At 63.7% G+C, this 17,552-nt stretch carries 20 protein-coding genes and 4 tRNA genes; 5 read left to right on the plus strand and 19 right to left on the minus strand.

Going from position 1 to position 17,552, the window contains the following annotated elements; all coding sequences use genetic code 11:
• The 6 genes from CHB96_RS24550 to CHB96_RS24575 form a co-directional block, all read right to left on the minus strand.
• A complete protein-coding gene (locus tag CHB96_RS24550; RefSeq protein WP_089251251.1) occupies positions 1-795 on the minus strand; it encodes an MlaE family ABC transporter permease in 795 nt (264 codons plus the stop codon).
• 5 nt (positions 796-800) lie between these two features.
• The gene (locus tag CHB96_RS24555; RefSeq protein ID WP_176444487.1) at positions 801-1,967 is read right to left on the minus strand and encodes an ABC transporter ATP-binding protein; all 1,167 of its coding nucleotides are present in this window, start codon (positions 1,965-1,967) and stop codon (positions 801-803) included.
• Positions 1,968-2,323: 356 nt separating this feature from the next.
• Positions 2,324-2,710: a 50S ribosomal protein L7/L12 gene (gene rplL / locus CHB96_RS24560; RefSeq protein WP_032380460.1), complete on the minus strand. Its 387-nt coding sequence runs from the start codon at positions 2,708-2,710 to the stop codon at positions 2,324-2,326.
• A gap of 81 nt (positions 2,711-2,791) precedes the next feature.
• Entirely contained in the window at positions 2,792-3,367 is a 576-nt protein-coding gene (gene rplJ / locus CHB96_RS24565) for a 50S ribosomal protein L10 (protein ID WP_089251253.1), read from the minus strand.
• Positions 3,368-3,686: 319 nt separating this feature from the next.
• Complete coding sequence (locus CHB96_RS24570; protein ID WP_245866139.1) at positions 3,687-4,253, minus strand: class F sortase; 567 nt, start codon at positions 4,251-4,253, stop codon at positions 3,687-3,689.
• A gap of 2 nt (positions 4,254-4,255) precedes the next feature.
• Positions 4,256-4,960, minus strand: coding sequence for a CHRD domain-containing protein (locus CHB96_RS24575; RefSeq protein WP_089251335.1), 705 nt, complete (start codon positions 4,958-4,960; stop codon positions 4,256-4,258).
• Positions 4,961-5,145: 185 nt separating this feature from the next.
• On the opposite strand from CHB96_RS24575, the gene CHB96_RS24580 reads away from it, so the two are divergent.
• From CHB96_RS24580 to CHB96_RS24590, 3 genes are all read left to right on the plus strand, one after another.
• Positions 5,146-5,691 carry a sigma-70 family RNA polymerase sigma factor gene (locus CHB96_RS24580; RefSeq protein WP_245866141.1) on the plus strand — a complete coding sequence of 182 codons (546 nt, stop codon included), beginning with the start codon at positions 5,146-5,148 and terminating at the stop codon, positions 5,689-5,691.
• Positions 5,688-6,368: a hypothetical protein gene (locus CHB96_RS24585; protein ID WP_089251255.1), complete on the plus strand. Its 681-nt coding sequence runs from the start codon at positions 5,688-5,690 to the stop codon at positions 6,366-6,368. The genes CHB96_RS24580 and CHB96_RS24585 overlap by 4 nt, the downstream gene beginning before the upstream one ends.
• A gap of 105 nt (positions 6,369-6,473) precedes the next feature.
• Positions 6,474-8,441, plus strand: coding sequence for a CocE/NonD family hydrolase (locus tag CHB96_RS24590; protein ID WP_089251257.1), 1,968 nt, complete (start codon positions 6,474-6,476; stop codon positions 8,439-8,441).
• Positions 8,442-8,590: 149 nt separating this feature from the next.
• Here CHB96_RS24590 and rplA read toward each other — a convergent pair whose 3' ends face one another.
• The 11 genes from rplA to CHB96_RS24645 form a co-directional block, all read right to left on the minus strand.
• Positions 8,591-9,310: a 50S ribosomal protein L1 gene (rplA, locus tag CHB96_RS24595; RefSeq protein WP_089251259.1), complete on the minus strand. Its 720-nt coding sequence runs from the start codon at positions 9,308-9,310 to the stop codon at positions 8,591-8,593.
• An 80-nt stretch (positions 9,311-9,390) separates the two neighbouring features.
• Entirely contained in the window at positions 9,391-9,825 is a 435-nt protein-coding gene (rplK, locus tag CHB96_RS24600) for a 50S ribosomal protein L11 (protein ID WP_019666431.1), read from the minus strand.
• A 66-nt stretch (positions 9,826-9,891) separates the two neighbouring features.
• A complete protein-coding gene (gene nusG / locus CHB96_RS24605; RefSeq protein ID WP_089251261.1) occupies positions 9,892-10,737 on the minus strand; it encodes a transcription termination/antitermination protein NusG in 846 nt (281 codons plus the stop codon).
• 55 nt (positions 10,738-10,792) lie between these two features.
• On the minus strand, positions 10,793-11,245 hold the full coding sequence (secE, locus tag CHB96_RS24610; RefSeq protein ID WP_245866143.1) for a preprotein translocase subunit SecE: 453 nt from the start codon (positions 11,243-11,245) through the stop codon (positions 10,793-10,795).
• Positions 11,246-11,311: 66 nt separating this feature from the next.
• Positions 11,312-11,384, minus strand: a tRNA-Trp gene (locus CHB96_RS24615).
• Between the two features lie 159 nt (positions 11,385-11,543).
• A complete protein-coding gene (gene hadB / locus CHB96_RS24620; RefSeq protein WP_089251265.1) occupies positions 11,544-11,969 on the minus strand; it encodes a (3R)-hydroxyacyl-ACP dehydratase subunit HadB in 426 nt (141 codons plus the stop codon).
• Positions 11,956-12,441: a (3R)-hydroxyacyl-ACP dehydratase subunit HadA gene (gene hadA / locus CHB96_RS24625; RefSeq protein ID WP_176444491.1), complete on the minus strand. Its 486-nt coding sequence runs from the start codon at positions 12,439-12,441 to the stop codon at positions 11,956-11,958. Before hadA ends, hadB begins: the two co-directional genes overlap by 14 nt.
• 208 nt (positions 12,442-12,649) lie before the next feature.
• Positions 12,650-12,817, minus strand: coding sequence for a 50S ribosomal protein L33 (rpmG, locus tag CHB96_RS24630; RefSeq protein ID WP_027498281.1), 168 nt, complete (start codon positions 12,815-12,817; stop codon positions 12,650-12,652).
• 60 nt (positions 12,818-12,877) lie between these two features.
• Positions 12,878-12,950: transfer RNA gene (locus CHB96_RS24635), tRNA-Met, on the minus strand.
• Positions 12,951-13,033: 83 nt separating this feature from the next.
• Positions 13,034-13,106, minus strand: a tRNA-Thr gene (locus tag CHB96_RS24640).
• A gap of 183 nt (positions 13,107-13,289) precedes the next feature.
• A tRNA-Tyr gene (locus CHB96_RS24645) sits at positions 13,290-13,372 on the minus strand.
• 155 nt (positions 13,373-13,527) lie between these two features.
• Here CHB96_RS24645 and CHB96_RS24650 point away from each other — a divergent pair.
• On the plus strand, positions 13,528-14,028 hold the full coding sequence (locus tag CHB96_RS24650; RefSeq protein WP_089251269.1) for a YajQ family cyclic di-GMP-binding protein: 501 nt from the start codon (positions 13,528-13,530) through the stop codon (positions 14,026-14,028).
• Between the two features lie 63 nt (positions 14,029-14,091).
• Here the strand turns inward: CHB96_RS24650 and htpX are convergent, their stop codons facing one another.
• Positions 14,092-14,952 carry a zinc metalloprotease HtpX gene (htpX, locus tag CHB96_RS24655; RefSeq protein ID WP_089251271.1) on the minus strand — a complete coding sequence of 287 codons (861 nt, stop codon included), beginning with the start codon at positions 14,950-14,952 and terminating at the stop codon, positions 14,092-14,094.
• 112 nt (positions 14,953-15,064) lie between these two features.
• Positions 15,065-16,120 (minus strand): polyprenyl synthetase family protein, encoded by a 1,056-nt coding sequence (locus CHB96_RS24660; RefSeq protein ID WP_371829050.1) that lies wholly within the window; start codon positions 16,118-16,120, stop codon positions 15,065-15,067.
• 113 nt (positions 16,121-16,233) lie between these two features.
• Here CHB96_RS24660 and CHB96_RS24665 point away from each other — a divergent pair, with 113 nt between their 5' ends.
• Positions 16,234-17,505, plus strand: coding sequence for a geranylgeranyl reductase family protein (locus tag CHB96_RS24665; RefSeq protein WP_089251273.1), 1,272 nt, complete (start codon positions 16,234-16,236; stop codon positions 17,503-17,505).
• The last annotated feature ends 47 nt before the right edge of the window (positions 17,506-17,552 follow it).

Consider the following 17,552-nt stretch of genomic DNA (forward strand, 5'->3'; position numbering starts at 1 on the left):
TCAGCTTCCCTTCGCCGGCACGATCTGGAGATACACCAGAGTGAGAATGAGGTTGGCAAAGAACAGCAACAGGAACGTGATGACGACCGTCTGATTCACTGCCTCACCGACCCCCTTCGGGCCGGGGTTGGGATTGAGCCCCTTGTACGACGCGATGATGCCGGCGATGAGTCCGAAGATCGCGGCCTTCAACTCCGCCACGTACAGGTCCGGTAGCTGTGCGAGCGCCGAGAACGACGCCAGGTAGGCACCAGGAGTTCCGCCCTGCAGAACGACATTGAAGAAGTAACCGCCCGCGATTCCGACGACGGAGACGAGGCCGTTGAGCAACAGAGCGACCAGAATCATCGCGAGCACTCGCGGAACGACGAGGCGCTGGATGGGGTCGATACCGAGCACCCGCATCGCGTCGATCTCCTCGCGAATGGTGCGAGAGCCCAGGTCTGCAGTGACTGCCGACCCTGCCGCGCCTGCGATGAGCAACGCGGTCACGATCGGACTGCCCTGCTGGATGACCGCGAGCACGCTCGCAGCGCCGGTGAACGATTCGGCACCGAGCTGCTTGATCAACGATCCCGTCTGCAACGACACGACCGCGCCGAACGGGATCGCCACGAGTGCCGTCGGGAGAATCGTGACACTCGCGATGAACCAGGCCTGCTCGATGAACTCACGGAGCTGGAACGGCCGTCGGAAGGTGTTTCGAACGACGTCGACCAGCAGTTCGACGATATTTCCGGCTTGCGTCAGCGCTGCGCTAGCCGGAGCGAGCGCGGATTTCTTGGAACCCCCCATAGCCCTCACTGTCCCCGCCCCTGCGAAGAGCCGTGGCCCTGATCGCTGTATCCGGTGTCGTAACCCGAGTTGTCGTACCCGGTCTGCTCGTAGCCGGTCTGCTCGTAACCGGCCTGCTGATAGCCCGCCTGCTGATAGCCGGTGCCGTCGTCGTATCCCTGTCCGGCGTAGGCCGGGACCTGCTCCGACGCGTTGGTCGAATCGAGATCTTCCTGGATGGCGACCTGAGCACTGTGCGGCAACGTGTGCATGATGCGTCGGACTCGTTCTTGACGACGCGCAACTGCCTGTCGGACAGGGGTTCCGGGCGTCGCCTTCATCTGCGGCACGATGCCTTCGACGTCCTCGACACCGCCTGCGTGGTGACCGGCGTCGACGAGCGCCTGCTCGTGAGCCATCTGCGCCTCGTCCTTCTCCTCGGACATACCGATCGGCCCGATCATGGTGCCGTTCAGGAACTGCTTGACGACGGGCTCCTCACTCGTCAGCAGGACTTCACGCGGACCGAACATGACCAACTGTCGACGGAAGAGCATGCCGATGTTGTCCGGCACCGTGCGTGCCAGGTTGATGTTGTGCGACACGATGAGAATGGTCGCATCGATCTCGGCATTGATGTCGATCAACGTCTGCGAGATGTACGTGGTGCGAACCGGATCGAGACCGGAATCCGGCTCGTCGACGAGGATGATCTCGGGGTCCAGAACGAGGGCACGAGCCAGGCCCGCGCGCTTGCGCATACCACCGGAGATCTCACCGGGCAGTTTGTCCTCGGCGCCGATCAGACCGGTCAGCTCCAGCTTCTCCATGACGATCTTGCGAATATCCGACTCGGACTTCTTGGTGTGCTCGCGCAGAGGGAACGCGACGTTGTCGTACAGATTCATCGACCCGAACAACGCGCCGTCCTGGAACAGCACCCCGAACAGCTTTCGGATCTCGTACAGCTCACGCGACGAACACTGCAAGATGTCTGTTCCATCGATGAAGATCTTGCCCTGCTCCGGACGCAGCAGGCCGATCAACGATTTGAGGAACACGGACTTGCCGGTGCCGGACGGTCCGAGGAGCGCACTGACCTCACCCGACGGCAGCGTCAGGGACACGTCCTGCCAAATCTTCTGAACACCGAAAGACTTGGTCAGACCCTCGACCGAAACCTCGACTCCCACGCTGACCTCCAAGTTCGTGCACATCACCGGATGTGGGTTGGGTCACTCTATCGCACGCGAGTGTCCGCACCGACACAGGAGCTTACTGCCCAGTAATAAAATCCCCGACGCGGGCTGCCGTCCATTGATCAGTGTGGCCCATGTCACTGCAACACGCGGGCGACTCGCCCGATTTGTGACAAAACCCAACGCCACGGCGCTGTGACAGACCACAGACTATTGCGGCACCGGCATCTCCGCAGCAACAACCGCGGACACCTACGACAGAGGTACCGACAAAAAAAGAAGGCCACCTCCCTGATGGGAGGTGGCCTTCTCTCGTTGAAACCGTCGGACCGTGATCGGCCCGGCGAGAACTACTTGACGGAGATCTTCGCGCCGGCTGCTTCCAGCTTCTCCTTGGCAGCCTCGGCTGCGTCCTTGGCGACCTTCTCCAGGATGGCCTTCGGAGCGCTCTCGACGAGGTCCTTGGCTTCCTTCAGGCCGAGGCCGGAAACGACCTCACGGACGACCTTGATGACCTGGATCTTCTTGTCGCCGGCCGACTCGAGGACGACGTCGAACTCGTCCTGCTCTTCGGCAGCCTCAGCCGGAGCACCGGCTGCGCCGGCTGCTGCGACTGCGACGGGAGCAGCTGCGGTGACCTCGAAGGTCTCCTCGAATGCCTTCACGAACTCGCTGAGCTCGAGGAGGGTGAGCTCCTTGAACTGGTCGAGCAATTCTTCGGTGCTGAGCTTCGCCATGGTGGCGGTCCTTCCTTTAGTACCGAGTCGCTGATCCGCGACACAGTTGGTGGTGTGTAGCTGTTCGCTGATGAGTGCGGATCAGCTTTCGGCGGGAGCTTCTGCTTCTGCCGGTGCTTCGGCAGCAGCAGCTGCCGGTGCTTCGGTGGCCTTCTTGTCCGCCAACGCCTGAGCCAGACGTGCAACCTGCGACGCCGGAGCGTTGAACAGACCAGCAGCCTTCGACAGGTTGCCCTTCATGGCACCTGCGAGCTTTGCCAGCAAGATCTCGCGGGACTCGAGGTCCGCGATCTTGTTGATCTCGTCCACGGACAGCGTTGCGCCGTCCATGTAGCCGCCCTTGACGACCAAGGCCTTGTTGTCCTTTGCGAACGCCTTGATGGCCTTCGCAGCGTCGACCGGCTCGCCCTTGATGAATGCAATGGCGGTCGGTCCGACGAACAACTCGTCCAGCCCAGTGATGCCGGCTTCGGCAGCAGCGCGCTTGACCAGGGTGTTCTTGGCGACGGAGTACGTGGCACCTTCGCCGAGCGCACGCCGGAGCTGAGTCAGACCGGATACCGACAGGCCACGGTATTCCGTGACGACGGCAGCCGTCGAACCCTTGAACTGTTCGGTGATCTCGGAAACTGCCGAGACCTTTTCGGGCTTTGCCATACTTCGCCTCCTCTCGTGGGAAGTAATGTCGATCGCGAGAGGTCCTGTAGAAACGACGAACGCCCCGGCGCAAGAAGCACACGGGGCGTAGACATGAAGGCGGCACTGCGAACAAAGCCGTCGAACAGGTCCCTGACCTCGTCCTCCTGCGTGGGCCGTCCGAAGCATCTCGGACCTTCAACCGCATTCCCTGAGAGAAGGCGGTGACCAACGGTCTTGGGTAGAACTCGATTGGGTGGATCCAGTGCATTCATACTTCATGACTGCATCAGAACCGTCGGCAACACTACCTCGAGCTGGGCTGCTTCTCCAAAACGAGTCAGATGCGCTCACCGAAGACTACGTAATTCCGATCGTAGCTACCCACCGCGGCATCGAAATCGCCCGAACAGGTGATCAGGCGAACAGTATCGGCGGCTGTCGCGCCGAACACGTCGACCGTCGGAAAGTCGTCCTTGGAGAACTCACCGGTCGACGTCACACGATAGTGCGCCTCCTCCCCTGCAGCGCTCGTGATCGCCACGACATCTCCCCAGGACAGGCGTCGTAATCCGTCGAATACCGCTGGGCCCGTTGTCGAGTCGACATGTCCTGCAAGGACACTCGGGCCGTGGCCGCCTGGCCGTCCACCTCCGGCGAACCAGCCCACATCGTCGTAGTCCGACGGCACCTCCATCTGGCCGTCGGTGAGGAGCCCCAGCTCGACCAGTGGTTCGTCGAGTCCGATCGCCTGGATGGCGACACGTTCCGGAACCGGGATCCCGGTCGTCGTATGCACTGCGGGCTGCGCAGACGACGTCGATTCCGATGTCGGTGGTACCGACGGCGCACACGCTGCCGTCGGTACCACCACGACCATCAGCAGAGCACCCGTGAACCGACGCACGATCAGGACGATGCGCCGTTCCGTCGCCGTACGACCACGGCAGCGCCGAGGAGCGCAGCGACGCCGAAGACCGATGCACCTGCGACGACCGGTGCCGTCGAGATCGCCGATCCGCCACCGCCGGTCGCGACGCCACCGACGGGGATCGGGGTCAACTGCCCACGCACCGCGCCGGCCGAGAAGTCGACAGTGTGTGTGTCCGCCGCGAACCCTGCCGGGTTCGCCTCGATCTCGGTCAGGCTGAATCCTGTGCCGGTGTCCGTCCCGTCCGGTGCGAGCCCGGTGGTGAAGGGACCTTGAATACACCCGCTGGAGGTTCGCGGGCCGTCGCCGATCGGTGTCGGGTTCTCGAACGCCAGTCGTGGCGGTCCTGCCTCTCCCGACGCGGCTTGGTGAATGTGCGTCGCTGTCTTGGCCGGACTCATGTAATCGCCGGTGACACCGTCGAGTTCGATGTCGTAGCAGATGATGTCGAGGTCGGAGTTGATCCGGAACGTGAAGCTTCCGGTGGCCCCCGATTGCCCCGGCGTCGGTGCGCCGTCGCCGTTCAAGACCTGATCCGGGGTGGCCATGGCGGTGAACGCGCTGGTGAAGGTGGCCGGGGGCTCGACCGGTGTCTCTGCGCTGGCCGGGGCCGCGCCGAGAACCATGATGGATGCCGCGGCGACAGCCCCTCCGGCGAGTGCGATCGATCGTGCTGTGGTCATGGCGAGAAACCTTCCGTCGACGTCGGGCCGATGCGCCCGTCGAAGGTGATACGTCGACGACATCGGTAATGTTCAAGCGGAAGTAAAGAATTTCCGAATCGAACGGATTCGTGACCGCGGACGTATCCACTTCCGTGAGCGAAGCACAGTGGGCCGACGAGCCCTGCCGGGGCCGAGGTGGGAGTGTGATCACGCTGGACTTTCGGCGCCGACGTCGCGAAGCCGCTCGTGTCGGTGACTTCGATCTGCCGACCGCCTTCGACCAACACGCGTCGTCCATGCTCGGTTTCGCAGTGAACCTGCTGCGCGACAGGGCTCTTGCCGAGGACTGCGTCCAGGAGACGTTCCTTCGAGCATGGCGGGCACGCGAAGGTTTCGATCCCGCGCGCGGCCCACTCAGAACGTGGCTGTTCGCCATCGAACGCAACGTGATCATCGACGTGCAGCGCTCGCTCGCACGGATGCCGACGATCGCGTCGAACCAGGTCGACGACGACATACACGGCAACCGCGACTCCGCCTCGGACACGGTCGAGAAGATGCGTGTGGCCGAAGCCCTCGCGTTGTTGTCTCCCGAACACCGTCAGGTCGTCGTCGCCGTCCACCTCGCCGGCGCGACCTACGCCGAGCTCGCACAATCGACGGGTGTGCCTGCGGGCACTCTGCGCACGCGGTCCTACTACGCACTGCGAATTCTGCGGGGCCACTTCGAAAGCCAGGAGGAAGGATGAGCGCAGACGCAGGTCGTCGCGCCGAATTGATCGCCGCCGCCGTCGCCGACGACCTCACCGACGCCGAACGCGCGGAGCTACGCGCGATGGCGGCAGCGGATCCCACCGTCGACACCGAGATCGACCAGTATCGCCGCGTCGCGGCCCGGATGTCCGACGCGTCCGTGTCGCTCCCCTGGGCCGAGGTCGGCCCGTCCGATTCTCTTCGCGAACGAGTGCTCGGCCCGGACACGACCACTCGACGCACCGGCGGGCGCCCTTTCCTCTGGGCTGCCGCCGCCTCCGTCGCGGGCATCGCCGTGGGAGCCGCGTCCGTTCTCGGAATCGGCGCCGCAACGGACAGACCGGTCACCGGACCGCCGGGAACACTCGGCGCGTTCGAGGAAATCGCGTTCACGGGAGTGCCGTCGGGCATCGACATCGAGGGAGGTCTCGTCGCGCACACGTGGGGCACCGAAACCGTTCTCGAAATGGAGGGTGTACCGGACCGGGGCGCCTACGAGGTGTTCGTGCTGGAACAGTCCGGTGCGGCTCGGGCGTCGGGCACGTTCCTCGGTAGTTCCGTCACCATCGACTGCCGGATGAACGCCGCCGTCCTGCGAGAGAACGTCAGCGGTATCGAGATCCGCGCGTCCGACGGTTCCGTGCTGGCCGCGGCCGCGGTGCCACGCACCTGATCGGCATGTGAATGCCCACGAAAAGTGCCGTCGACGGCTGTCAGCTGGGGTCAATAAACCGTCACCGCAGGACAAACCACGCACTTCGAAGGTTCAATCAAGTGTATGACGGCAGCGCAGCCACGCCCCCTGCTCCGTCCGGGGCTCCCTGTTCCGGACCACGTCCGCGACCCCAGCGGCGGCGACATCGCCGAAGCATGGCGCAGACTCGTCGAGGCTCCGCCCGTATTTCCGCAGATCGCCAGACTGAAGAACGTTCCTGTCACGATGAGCGACGGGACCGTGCTGCGCGCCGACGTACTGCGTCCCGCCGACGCGTCCGGTCGTGCCGTCCCGGTCGAACTGCCTGCGGTTCTGAACATCACGCCGTACAACAAGAAGCTCATCACCGGCATCGACGCGGTGCTCGGAACGCCCGTCCTCGGCCGAGCGATCCGCAGCTTCTCGCGCAGATTCGACCTCACCGACACCCCGTTCGACGGGATCACCGAGCTCACCCGAATCGTCGACGGCGGCGCCGCGGATCTGTTGGCAGTCAATCGCCATCTCATCCGCAGTGGGTACGTCCAGATCATCGTCGACGCCAGAGGCACGGGCTCGTCGGCAGGCAAGTGGGACATCCTGGGCGATCGCGAACAGTCGGACTCCATCGAGGTCGTCGACTGGATCACCTCCCAGGCCTGGTGCAACGGCAGAGTCGGGATGACGGGCATCTCCTATTCGGCCATCAACGCACTACAGGCGGCATCCAAGCGTCCCGACGGCCTCGAGGCGATCTTCGCGGTCGAGGGGTCCGTCGACATCGTCCGTGAGATCTTCGCGACTGGCGGCGCCCCGTCGTTGTTCATCCCCCTGTGGCTCGCCACTGTCAACGGACTCAAGTGGACGCCGTCACTACGGAATCTCGATGCCACCACCTGGCTGTCCGATCGACTCCGCTCCCCCGCGACCAACATGCTCGATCTCGCCAAGGGCTTCCTGACCGGCGGCGACCCACGAATCTACGACGACGCCTACTACGACGCCCGGGATCCCGTCATCGAGGACATCGACGTCCCGACATTCCTGTACGGCTGCTGGCACGACATCTTCGGCGGCTCTGCACCCGACATCTACAACCGACTGCCGCTCGAACGCGGGCGCAAGCAACTCCTAGTCGGCGACGGCTACCACGGCAACCCCGGAATCGGTTTCGGTGGACATGGATTCCCGCCGCGACTCGATGTCCTCGAACGGGCATGGTTCGATCGGTGGCTTCGCGACGAGAACAACGGAATCGAGCACTTCGGTCCCGTCACCCTGCGTCAGCAGGGCGGCGACTGGACCGCACACGGTAGGTTCCCCGCACCACACGCGCTCCCGACGCGTCTCTATCTGTCGGCTGCGTCGTCGGGCACAGCACCGCACGCCGTTGCCGACGGAAGCCTGCTCGGAACTCACGACCGCAGCAGCGGTGACTTCTCCGTCCGACCGACCCTGCGATCCGTGATCTCCCGCGACACCACGCAGGTCCTCGCTGGTGTTCCCGCCGCGCTCGGGGGTGGATTCACCTATGACAACCGATTCGCCGAGAAGGGCGCGCTGACGTTCACCACCGGCGCGGCGCACGAGGACACGGTGTTGTCGGGTCCGATGAACCTGCACCTTCGCGTCCGCTGCCATGCTCCGGAGGCACTGTGGGCGGTCATGGTGTGCGACGTCGACCCGTCCGGGCGGCCGACGGTTCTGACCAACGGCGCGCTGCTGACGTCAAGACGAGCCGTCGACGACGAGCTCTCACTGTTCGCGCCGAACGGCGACTACACGAGGCCGTACCACCCCCTGAGCAAGGAATCGCTGCTCCCCGTACCCGTCGGCGAAACTCTGACGCTCGACATCGACCTGCTGACCACCGAGGCTCGCGTCGACGAAGGCCACAGGCTCCGGGTCGACGTCTTCGCAACGGACGCACCACGTTTCATGCCGATACTCCCCGACCTGTTGCGCACCAGGGGGTGCAGACAGGACATCGTGCTCGACGCCGACGAGCCGAGCTTCCTCGTCGTACCGATCCTCGGGCGTCCTGGATGGTGACCAGGCCCACCCCCAGGTGACCGAATGCCGCCCTCGCTCACTCTGAGTGACCGAATGTCACCCTCGCTCCGGGCCACCACCACCCCACCCCCCGAACACGACGAAAGCCGACCCCCGAGGTGGGGGCCGGCTTCGTCCGATCTGAGTGCTTACGCCTCTGCGTCGTCCTCGAGGAGGTTGCGAGTGCGGTTCGGGTCGACCTGGATGCCAGGTCCGGTCGTCGTCGAGACGGTGACCTTCTTGACGTAACGGCCCTTGGCCGACGACGGCTTCGCACGCAGGATCTCGTCGAGAGCGGCGCCGTAGTTCTCCACCAGCTTGGCGTCGTCGAACGATGCCTTGCCGATGACGAAGTGCAGGTTGGCCTGCTTGTCGACGCGGAAGTTGATCTTTCCGCCCTTGATGTCGTTGACGGCCTTGGTCACATCGTTGGTGACGGTGCCCGTCTTCGGGTTCGGCATCAGGCCACGCGGTCCGAGGACACGGGCGATGCGGCCAACCTTGGCCATCTGGTCCGGGGTGGCGATCGCTGCGTCGAAGTCCAGGAATCCGCCCTGGATGCGCTCGATCAGATCCTCGGCGCCGACGACGTCGGCTCCTGCTGCTTCGGCTTCTGCAGCCTTCTCACCAGCGGCGAAAACGATGACCCGAGCGGTCTTGCCGGTGCCGTGGGGAAGGTTGACGGTGCCGCGCACCATCTGGTCTGCCTTGCGAGGATCGACGCCGAGACGAACGGCGACCTCGACGGTTGCGTCGAACTTGCTCGACGCGGTGTCCTTGGCCAACTTAGCTGCCTGCAGGGGCGAGTACAGGTTGTCTGCATCGACCTTTGCGGCCTGCTCGAGGTAAGCCTTGCTGCGCTTTGCCATGTCTTACTGTCCAATCGTGAGTTCAGTGTGGTTCGCGGGCCTGGCCGGCCCTACCACGGAGGTCGTACGGGAGCTGAGGATCAGCCTTCGACCGTGATGCCCATCGAGCGAGCAGTTCCGGCGATGATCTTCGCGGCCTGATCGATGTCGTTGGCGTTGAGGTCTTCTGCCTTGGTCTTGGCGATTTCGCGCACCTGATCCATGGTCACCTTGGCGACCTTGGTCTTGTGCGGCTCGCCGGAGCCCTTGGCGACGCCTGCAGCCTTGAGCAGCAGCTTGGCAGCCGGAGGGGTCTTCAGCTTGAAGTCGAAGGTCCGGTCTTCGTAGACCGAGATCTCCACCGGCACGACGTTTCCGCGCTGCGACTCGGTCGCTGCGTTGTACGCCTTGCAGAACTCCATGATGTTGACGCCGTGCTGACCCAATGCGGGGCCGACGGGAGGAGCAGGGTTGGCCTGTCCTGCCTGGATCTGAAGCTTGATGATCCCGGCTAGCTTCTTCTTCTTCGGGGGCATTTCGTTTTCCTTGTATTCGCTCGGGTTTCTTGCGGTTACTACTGCAAGTTTCTGTTGTTCGGCTCGCTAGATCTTCGCGACCTGCGTGAAGCCGAGCTCGACCGGAGTTTCACGGCCGAAGATCGACACCAGCACCTTGAGCTTCTGCTGCTCTGCGTTGACTTCGCTGATGCTCGCCGGAAGGGTTGCGAACGGCCCGTCCATGACGGTGACCGACTCGCCGACCTCGAAGTCGACCTCGATGGTGGGCTTCGCGGTGCTCTCCGTTGCGGTGGCATCGGTGCCTGCACTTGCAGCCTTGGCGTCCTTCTTCTCGCCGGGCTGCGGCATCAAGAACTTGACGACCTCGTTGATCGTCAGCGGCGACGGGCGTGACGTGGCGCCGACGAATCCGGTGACGCCGGGTGTGTTGCGCACTGCGCCCCACGACTCGTCGTTCAGATCCATGCGGACCAGGATGTATCCCGGCAGTACCTTGCGGTTGACCTGCTTGCGCTGGCCGTTCTTGATCTCGGTGACCTCTTCGGTCGGGACCTCGACCTGGAAGATGTAGTCGCCGACGTCGAGGTTCTGAACGCGGGTCTCGAGGTTGGCTTTCACCTTGTTCTCGTACCCGGCGTAGGAGTGGATGACGTACCAGTCGCCGGGGGCGCGTCTCAGCGCGGCCTTCAGCTCAGCGACGGGATCTTCGACCTCCACAGCCTCGACCTCTTCGGTCTCGGCGACGGCTTCTTCGGTCACGTCGTCATCGGCAGCGTCTTCGTCCGCAGTTTGTTCTGCGACGGCATCGGCGATGGCCTCGTCGGTCTCGCGGTCCTGAGCGGCCTGCTCCGCCTCGAGGCCCTGTTTGGTCGCCTCGACATCGGCGTCGAATGCGGCCACTTCGGTGGCGTCGTTGTGCGGCGTGCTCACAGCAGGCACCCTTTCTGTCGTTTCGTGCTCGATTCGGTCATCTTCGTTCTCTCGGTCAGCCGAACAGCCAGCCGACACCCTTGATGAACGCCAGATCCAAGCCGCTGATGAACGCGACCATGAAGGCCACGAACACGAGCACGACGCTGGTGTAGGTGACCATCTGCTTGCGATTCGGCCAGATGACCTTGCGGAGCTCGGCGACTACCTCGCGGAAGAACCTGCGCAGACGCTTGAAGACGTTCATACGCTTCGGCTCGCGCGGCTTCTCGGAACGAGAGGCAACCTTGGTGGCCGACGCGGCAGCCGGCGTCTTCTCGATGGAGACGGCGCGTGTGCGCCGAGTCGTCCGTTTACCGGTCGGCCTGGCCGGTGCGTCGTTACCGCCGGTGCTCGTAGCGGCACCGGCTGCATCGTCGGTGGGGGACGCAGCGTTGTCGGACGTCGACGAGTCCGACGTGGAGACATCTTCCGACGTCTCGTCGCGCTTACCGCGCTCCTCGCTCACCGTCGTTCCTCTCAGTAGCCGAAATTGCCGTACACCCTCGCCGGGGCGAGGGATGTACAACATGGGCAGGGGCGACAGGACTTGAACCTGCAACCTACGGTTTTGGAGACCGTTGCTCTACCAATTGAGCTACGCCCCTTCGGTCCGATCCTCAAGTGGATCCGACCGTCCTGCGGTCACACAACATACGCGCTACCCGAAGCACTCTTCAAGAAAAGAGCCTAGGCAGCGCGCAGCGCTGAATTACCCCAGAAATCTCAGTGTACTGCACAGGCTATGGAACTTTGAAACCAGCAGGTCAGGCCAGGCGGACGGTCGCCGTGGCGCGACCGAAGATCTTCTTGCCCTCGGACTTGGCCGTGATCGCGATGACCGCCGACTTCGACTCCGGATCCACCGACTTGACCTTGCCGGTGTACTCGACCGACGCCGCGGAATCCGCAGGTACGTAGACCGAGCTGGTGAAACGGACGTTGTACTCGGTGACAGCACCGGGATCGCCGAGCCACGAGGTGACGAAGCCTGCACCGAGGCCCATCGTCAGCATGCCGTGCGCGATGACGTTGTCCAGTCCGGCGAGCTTGACGACCTCGTCGCTCCAATGGATCGGGTTGGGATCACCGGACACGCCGGCGTAGTTGACCAGATCGCCACGAGTGAGCTTGACGACGCGCTCGGGGAGCTCGTCGCCGACCGATACGTCCGCGAAACTACGAAGCGCCATGCATGATCACTTCCTTGACTGCGTGGGCGATGTTCTCGTCGACTTCTCCGCCGGTCCGTGCGACCAACGTGGTCCACGTGGTCTGCACCAGCTCGCCGTTCTGATCGGTCACGATGTTCTTCGTCGTGATGATGTCGCTGCCACTCATCTGACGGAACGACTCGAGAAAGACCTCGCACGTCAGCTCGTCGCCGACCTGGATGGGCTTGTGGAATTGCAACCGCTGGTCCGTCTGGAGGATCTGACTCGGGTCGTACCCGGTGATGAACTCCTTGAACATCCGCGATTGCGCGATGATGCCGACGAGGGAGATGAAGGTCAGCGGAGCGATAAGGCCGTCGTAGCCGAAGCTTTTCGCGGCTTCTTCGTCGTGATGAGCAGGGTGCCAGTCCTGGACTGCACGCGCGTACTCACGCACTTTCTCCCGGCCTACCTCGTACGGGTGGTCCACCTTGTAGTGGTGTCCGACCATCGTCGCGGCATGTGCGGCGGGGTCCTGCGGTGAATCGGAATCCGGCGACGGCGCAAGAGGTTGCGCCGTCGCGGTCACGATGAAATCAGTATCAGACACGCGAAATTCGAACCTTTTCTACCCAGGACGCAAGATCCGTTAGGGCGAAAGAAGTTAGCCTAACGCGCGGCGTCGACTTCGAACGAGAACCAGCGGCCGAGAAACTCGACTAGCGAGACTCGCGGTGCGCGCGATGCGTTCCGCAGTTGGAGCAGAACTTCTTCAGCTCGATGCGGTCGGGATCGTTACGACGGTTCTTCTTCGTGATGTAGTTGCGGTGCTTGCAAACCTCGCAGGCCAAGGTGATCTTGGGCCGCACATCGGTGGAGGAGGCCACTGGACGCCTACTTTCAGGTAACTCTGATCCGGTGAATCAGGACTGTGCATTTTTCTTGTGTAGCGGTGACCGGACTTGAACCGGCGACGCAACGATTATGAGTCGTTTGCTCTACCAACTGAGCTACACCGCCTCAGGTTGCTCACCCCTACACCTTCTCATCTTCGAGGGGTTCCTCGTCGAAGAAATTGCCTGGGCGAACCATCCAATCCAGCGAGCCCCCTAACGGAATCGAACCGTTGACCTTTTCCTTACCATGGAAACGCTCTACCGACTGAGCTAAGGGGGCGTTGCCTGCGAATCCTGGTCGTTCCGCAAGCTACTCTCCTGCGCACGGTTTCCCGTGCGCCGAAGCCTTCAAGAGGTTACACAGTTCCAGCGCCGACTACCAAATTGCGTGGTCAGCGCGTTCGCTGCGGTTCCTCTTCACGGAGAAACCCCAGCGAGACGAACTCGCTGGGGTCCCTTCGGGTGGCAGATGTAGGATTCGAACCTACGTAGGCATAAGCCGACGGATTTACAGTCCGCTCCCATTGGCCGCTCGGGCAATCTGCCGGGTGCTTGTCGAAGAATCATGCTCTCTCCGTTGCGCTGAAAAGAATACAACGAACGTGCCCCCGGAACGCAAACCGGGTGGATAGCGGGGGTGCGGAGCGGCTAACGTCGGGTGCGAAGCACGTGAACATTCGATACGACACAGGAGTTCTTCAGTGGCAGATTCTTCCTTCGACATCGTCAGCAAGGTCGATCGGCAAGAGGTCGACAACGCTCTCGGTCAGGCTGCGAAGGAGTTGGCGACGCGCTTCGACTTCCGTGGTTCGGGCACCACCATCGAGTGGTCCGGCAGCGGGGAATCCGAGGTGATCGTCATCACCTCCGAGTCCGAGGAGAAGGTCAAGGCAGCACTCGACGTCTTCAAAGAGAAGCTCATTCGACGCGACGTGTCGCTGAAGGCCTTCGAGACCAACGACCCGGCGCCGTCGGGCAAGGTGTGGAAAGTCACCGGAAAGCTCGTCCAGGGCATCACCGCCGAAAACGCGAAGAAGATCTCCAAGAAGATTCGCGACGACGGACCCAAGGGCGTCAAGGCTCAGATCCAGGGTGACGAGCTCCGCGTCAGCAGCAAGAAGCGCGACGACCTACAGGCGATTCAGCAGCTGCTCAAGGCCGAGGACTTCGGCATCGCGCTGCAGTACGTCAACTACAGATAACGACCTCGTGAGTGTTTATGTGTAGTCCTCTATACATAAACACTCACGAGCGGCGCCGGCTGCCTACCCGCCGCGCGCCATCCGCTCAAGCCGCTCGATGCGCTCGGCCATCGGCGGGTGCGTCGAGAACAGCTTCCCGACGCGATCGCCGGCGCGGAACGGGTTCGCGATCATCAGATGCGACTCGGCCGCCAGACGCGGCTCGGGCGGTAGCGGCGCTGCTTGGACACCACGTTCCAGCTTCCGTAGCGCCGACGCCAGAGCCAGCGGATCTCCGGTCAGCTCGGCGCCGGATTGATCGGCCTGGTACTCCCGCGACCTCGATACGGCGAGCTTGACGACCGTCGCGGCGATGGGCCCCAGCAAGGAGACCAGCAGCAACGCGATCGGGTTGGCGCCGTTGTTGCCGCGTCCACCGAACATCGACGCGAACATCGCGAAGTTGGCGAGGCCGGAGATCACCGCCGCCATCGCGCCCGCGACGGACGAGATCAGGATGTCGCGGTTGTACACGTGGGATAGTTCGTGCCCGAGGACGGCACGCAGTTCCCGTTCGTCGAGGATCTGCAGGATGCCCGTCGTGCAGCACACCGCCGCGTTGCGCGGGTTACGCCCGGTCGCGAACGCGTTGGGATTGTTGGTCGGGCTGATGTACAGCGCAGGCATGGGCTGGTGAGCCGTCGTTGCCAGCTCTCTGACGATGCGATACATCGCCGGCTGCTCCACTTCGGTGACCGGCTGCGCATGCATCGAACGCAGCGCGAGCTTCGCACTGTTGAAGTAGGCCCACCCGTTCATGCCGACGGCCAGTGCCACCGACGCGATCAGGATCCCGGGGCTGTTGAACAGCGACCCGATGAACACGATGAGCGCCGACATGCCCACGAGCAACCCGAATGTCTTGGCACCGTTGGCGTAACTCATCTGTCGTAACTTCCTTCGTGTCGTTGTTCCCTACAACGAACAACGATCGCGACACCGACCCAGGTTCCCCGGTTCGTCAGCCCAGCGACGCTCGATCCCACCACTGACTGCGTCAGCCCACCCGTTCGACGGTGTAGTCGACGAGCCGTCCCAGCGCGTCGTTCGCCGGACCCTGAGGCAGCGTCGCGAGTTCTGCGTGCGCTTTGGCGGCGAATTCCGACAGCGTCTCCTTGGCTTTCGCCATGCCAGGCGACCGGTCGAGCAACGTCAACGCTTCGGTGACTGCATCGTCGTCGGTGACGGGCCCGTCGAGAAGTTCCCGCAGTCGGTCGCCGTCGGCGCCTTCCTCGCGGAGCGCGAACAGAACGGGAAGAGTGTGAACGCCTTCACGCAGGTCCGTGCCGGGTGTCTTGCCCGACTGTGCGGACACCGAGGAGATATCGATGATGTCGTCGGAGATCTGGAACGCGGTGCCGACGGCGTCGCCGAGACGCTCGAGAGCCGCGACGTGGGTGGCGTCTCCCCCAGAGAACGTGCCGCCGAATCGACCGCAGGCCGCGATCAGCGAGCCGGTCTTCTCCCACACGACCCGAAGATAATGCGCGACGGGATCCTGGTCCTTCTTGACGCCGATCGTCTCGCGCATCTGACCGGTGACCAGTTCGGCGAAGGTGTCGGCGATGATGCGCACGGCCTCGGGCCCGAGCGTCGACACCAGGCGCGACGCATGTGCGAACAGGTAGTCGCCCGCCAGGATCGCGACGCTGTTGCCCCAGCGCGCGTTGGCACTCTCGGCGCCACGTCGCATGTTGGCCTCGTCCATGACGTCGTCGTGATAGAGCGTCGCGAGGTGGACGAGTTCGACGACGGTGGCCGCGGTCACCACCGACTCGTTGGACGAATCCGGCCCCAACTGGGCGGTCAGAACGGTGAACAGCGGACGGAATCGCTTGCCGCCTGCCTTCGCGAGATGCAAGGCGGCCTCGGTGAGGAAGTCCTCGCCGTCGGACAGCTCGGCGATCATCAGATCCTCGACACTCGTCAGTCCTGCGGCCACTGTTCGTGCAAGCTCCGGATCGACCAGATCCACCCCGGCAACGACCGTCGATCCAACGGACCGACTGGGTCGTTCCGCGGGCTCCACTCCGGCCGTGTCGTCTGTGCTCACGATTGTTGGTCCTGTCCTCTTCGTCGTCCGCGGATACTCTTCGGGTCCCCCGACCTACCTGGTTCTACCGTAGTGAACCTAGTAGGTGACACAGATGGAAGGTGTCGTAGGCCATGGCCGGGAGTTTCGTTCGTCCCGCGCGCCGCTGCTTTACTGGACAGGTGACCGCTCCCCGATCCACCGACGTCCTCGTCATCGGCGCAGGTCCGGCCGGTTCCGCAGCAGCAGCGTGGGCGGCGCGCGCGGGCCGAGACGTCGTTCTCGCCGACGCTGCCACCTTCCCCCGCGACAAGACGTGCGGCGACGGCTTGACGCCGCGAGCGATGGCCGAGCTCGACCGACTGGGGCTCGGCGAATGGGCGCGCGGGCGCGCGGAGAACCGCGGCCTGCGGCTGACCGGGTTCGGCCAGGAGTTGCAACTCGAATGGCCGGGCGGTTCGCTCCCCTCGGTCGGTAGTGCCGTCCCGCGCACCGAGCTCGACGACAGAATCCGCAGTGCGGCAATCGAATCCGGCGCATCGATGCTGGAGGGGTTCAAGGCCGTCGACGTGCAACGAGACGGAAACCGTGTCACCTCGGTCGTTTTCGAGAACGGTGACGAAATACAGTGCTCCACACTGATAATCGCCGACGGCGTCCGCTCCACCCTCGGCAAGAAGCTCGGCCGGCAGTGGCATCGGGACACTACGTTCGGTGTCGCCGCACGCGCCTACATCGGCTCGGAACGCAGCACTGACCCCTGGATCTCGTCGCACCTCGAGCTTCGTGACTCTGGCGGCACCGTACAGCCGGGTTACGGCTGGATCTTCCCGCTCGGTACCGGCGAGGTGAACATCGGCGTCGGCACGCTGGCGACGGCCAAGCGGCCGGGACCTGGTGCGCTACGGCCGCTACTGAACCTCTACACCTCGCAGCGCCGCGACGACTGGGCACTGACGGGCGAGCTCAGGGCAGTCGCGTCGGCGTTGCTGCCGATGGGCGGGGCCGTGTCCAACGTGGCAGGTGAGAACTGGGCGATCATCGGCGACGCGGCCGCCTGCGTCAATCCCCTGAACGGCGAAGGTATCGACTACGGGCTCGAGGGCGGGCGCATGGTCGCTGATCTACTGGACGAGCGTGACCTCACCGATGTGTGGCCGACTCTCCTGCGCGAGCACTACGGTCAAGCGTTCTCCATTGCCCGACGCCTCGCAGGACTCCTGACGGTGCCGCGGTTCCTGCCTGCGACCGGTCCGATCGGAATGCGTTCTCGCGCACTGATGACCGTAGCCGTCCGCGTGATGGGAAACCTTGTCACCGAAGCGGATTCCGATCTCGTCGCGCGCGCCTGGCGGGCGTCGGGAAGTGCGTCGCTGAAGATCGATTCCCGCCCGCCGTTCACGTAGTGCGGCTTCGCCACCCGTGCGTGCGTAGTCCGTCCAGAGACCAACTC

This window comes from Rhodococcoides kyotonense, assembly GCF_900188125.1.
GTDB lineage: Bacteria > Actinomycetota > Actinomycetes > Mycobacteriales > Mycobacteriaceae > Rhodococcoides > Rhodococcoides kyotonense.

Excerpts from the sequence above, each read along its gene's own strand:
- CHB96_RS24550 (WP_089251251.1), bottom strand. The coding sequence starts at position 795 with ATGGGGGGTTCCAAGAAATCCGCGCTCGCTCCGGCTAGCGCAGCGCTG.
- rplL (WP_032380460.1), bottom strand. The coding sequence starts at position 2,710 with ATGGCGAAGCTCAGCACCGAAGAATTGCTCGACCAGTTCAAGGAGCTC.
- rplJ (WP_089251253.1), bottom strand. The coding sequence starts at position 3,367 with ATGGCAAAGCCCGAAAAGGTCTCGGCAGTTTCCGAGATCACCGAACAG.
- CHB96_RS24575 (WP_089251335.1), bottom strand. The coding sequence starts at position 4,960 with ATGACCACAGCACGATCGATCGCACTCGCCGGAGGGGCTGTCGCCGCG.
- CHB96_RS24585 (WP_089251255.1), top strand. The coding sequence starts at position 5,688 with ATGAGCGCAGACGCAGGTCGTCGCGCCGAATTGATCGCCGCCGCCGTC.
- CHB96_RS24590 (WP_089251257.1), top strand. The coding sequence starts at position 6,474 with ATGACGGCAGCGCAGCCACGCCCCCTGCTCCGTCCGGGGCTCCCTGTT.
- rplA (WP_089251259.1), bottom strand. The coding sequence starts at position 9,310 with ATGGCAAAGCGCAGCAAGGCTTACCTCGAGCAGGCCGCAAAGGTCGAT.
- rplK (WP_019666431.1), bottom strand. The coding sequence starts at position 9,825 with ATGCCCCCGAAGAAGAAGAAGCTAGCCGGGATCATCAAGCTTCAGATC.
- hadB (WP_089251265.1), bottom strand. The coding sequence starts at position 11,969 with ATGGCGCTTCGTAGTTTCGCGGACGTATCGGTCGGCGACGAGCTCCCC.
- hadA (WP_176444491.1), bottom strand. The coding sequence starts at position 12,441 with ATGGTCGGACACCACTACAAGGTGGACCACCCGTACGAGGTAGGCCGG.
- htpX (WP_089251271.1), bottom strand. The coding sequence starts at position 14,952 with ATGAGTTACGCCAACGGTGCCAAGACATTCGGGTTGCTCGTGGGCATG.
- CHB96_RS24665 (WP_089251273.1), top strand. The coding sequence starts at position 16,234 with ATGGCCGGGAGTTTCGTTCGTCCCGCGCGCCGCTGCTTTACTGGACAG.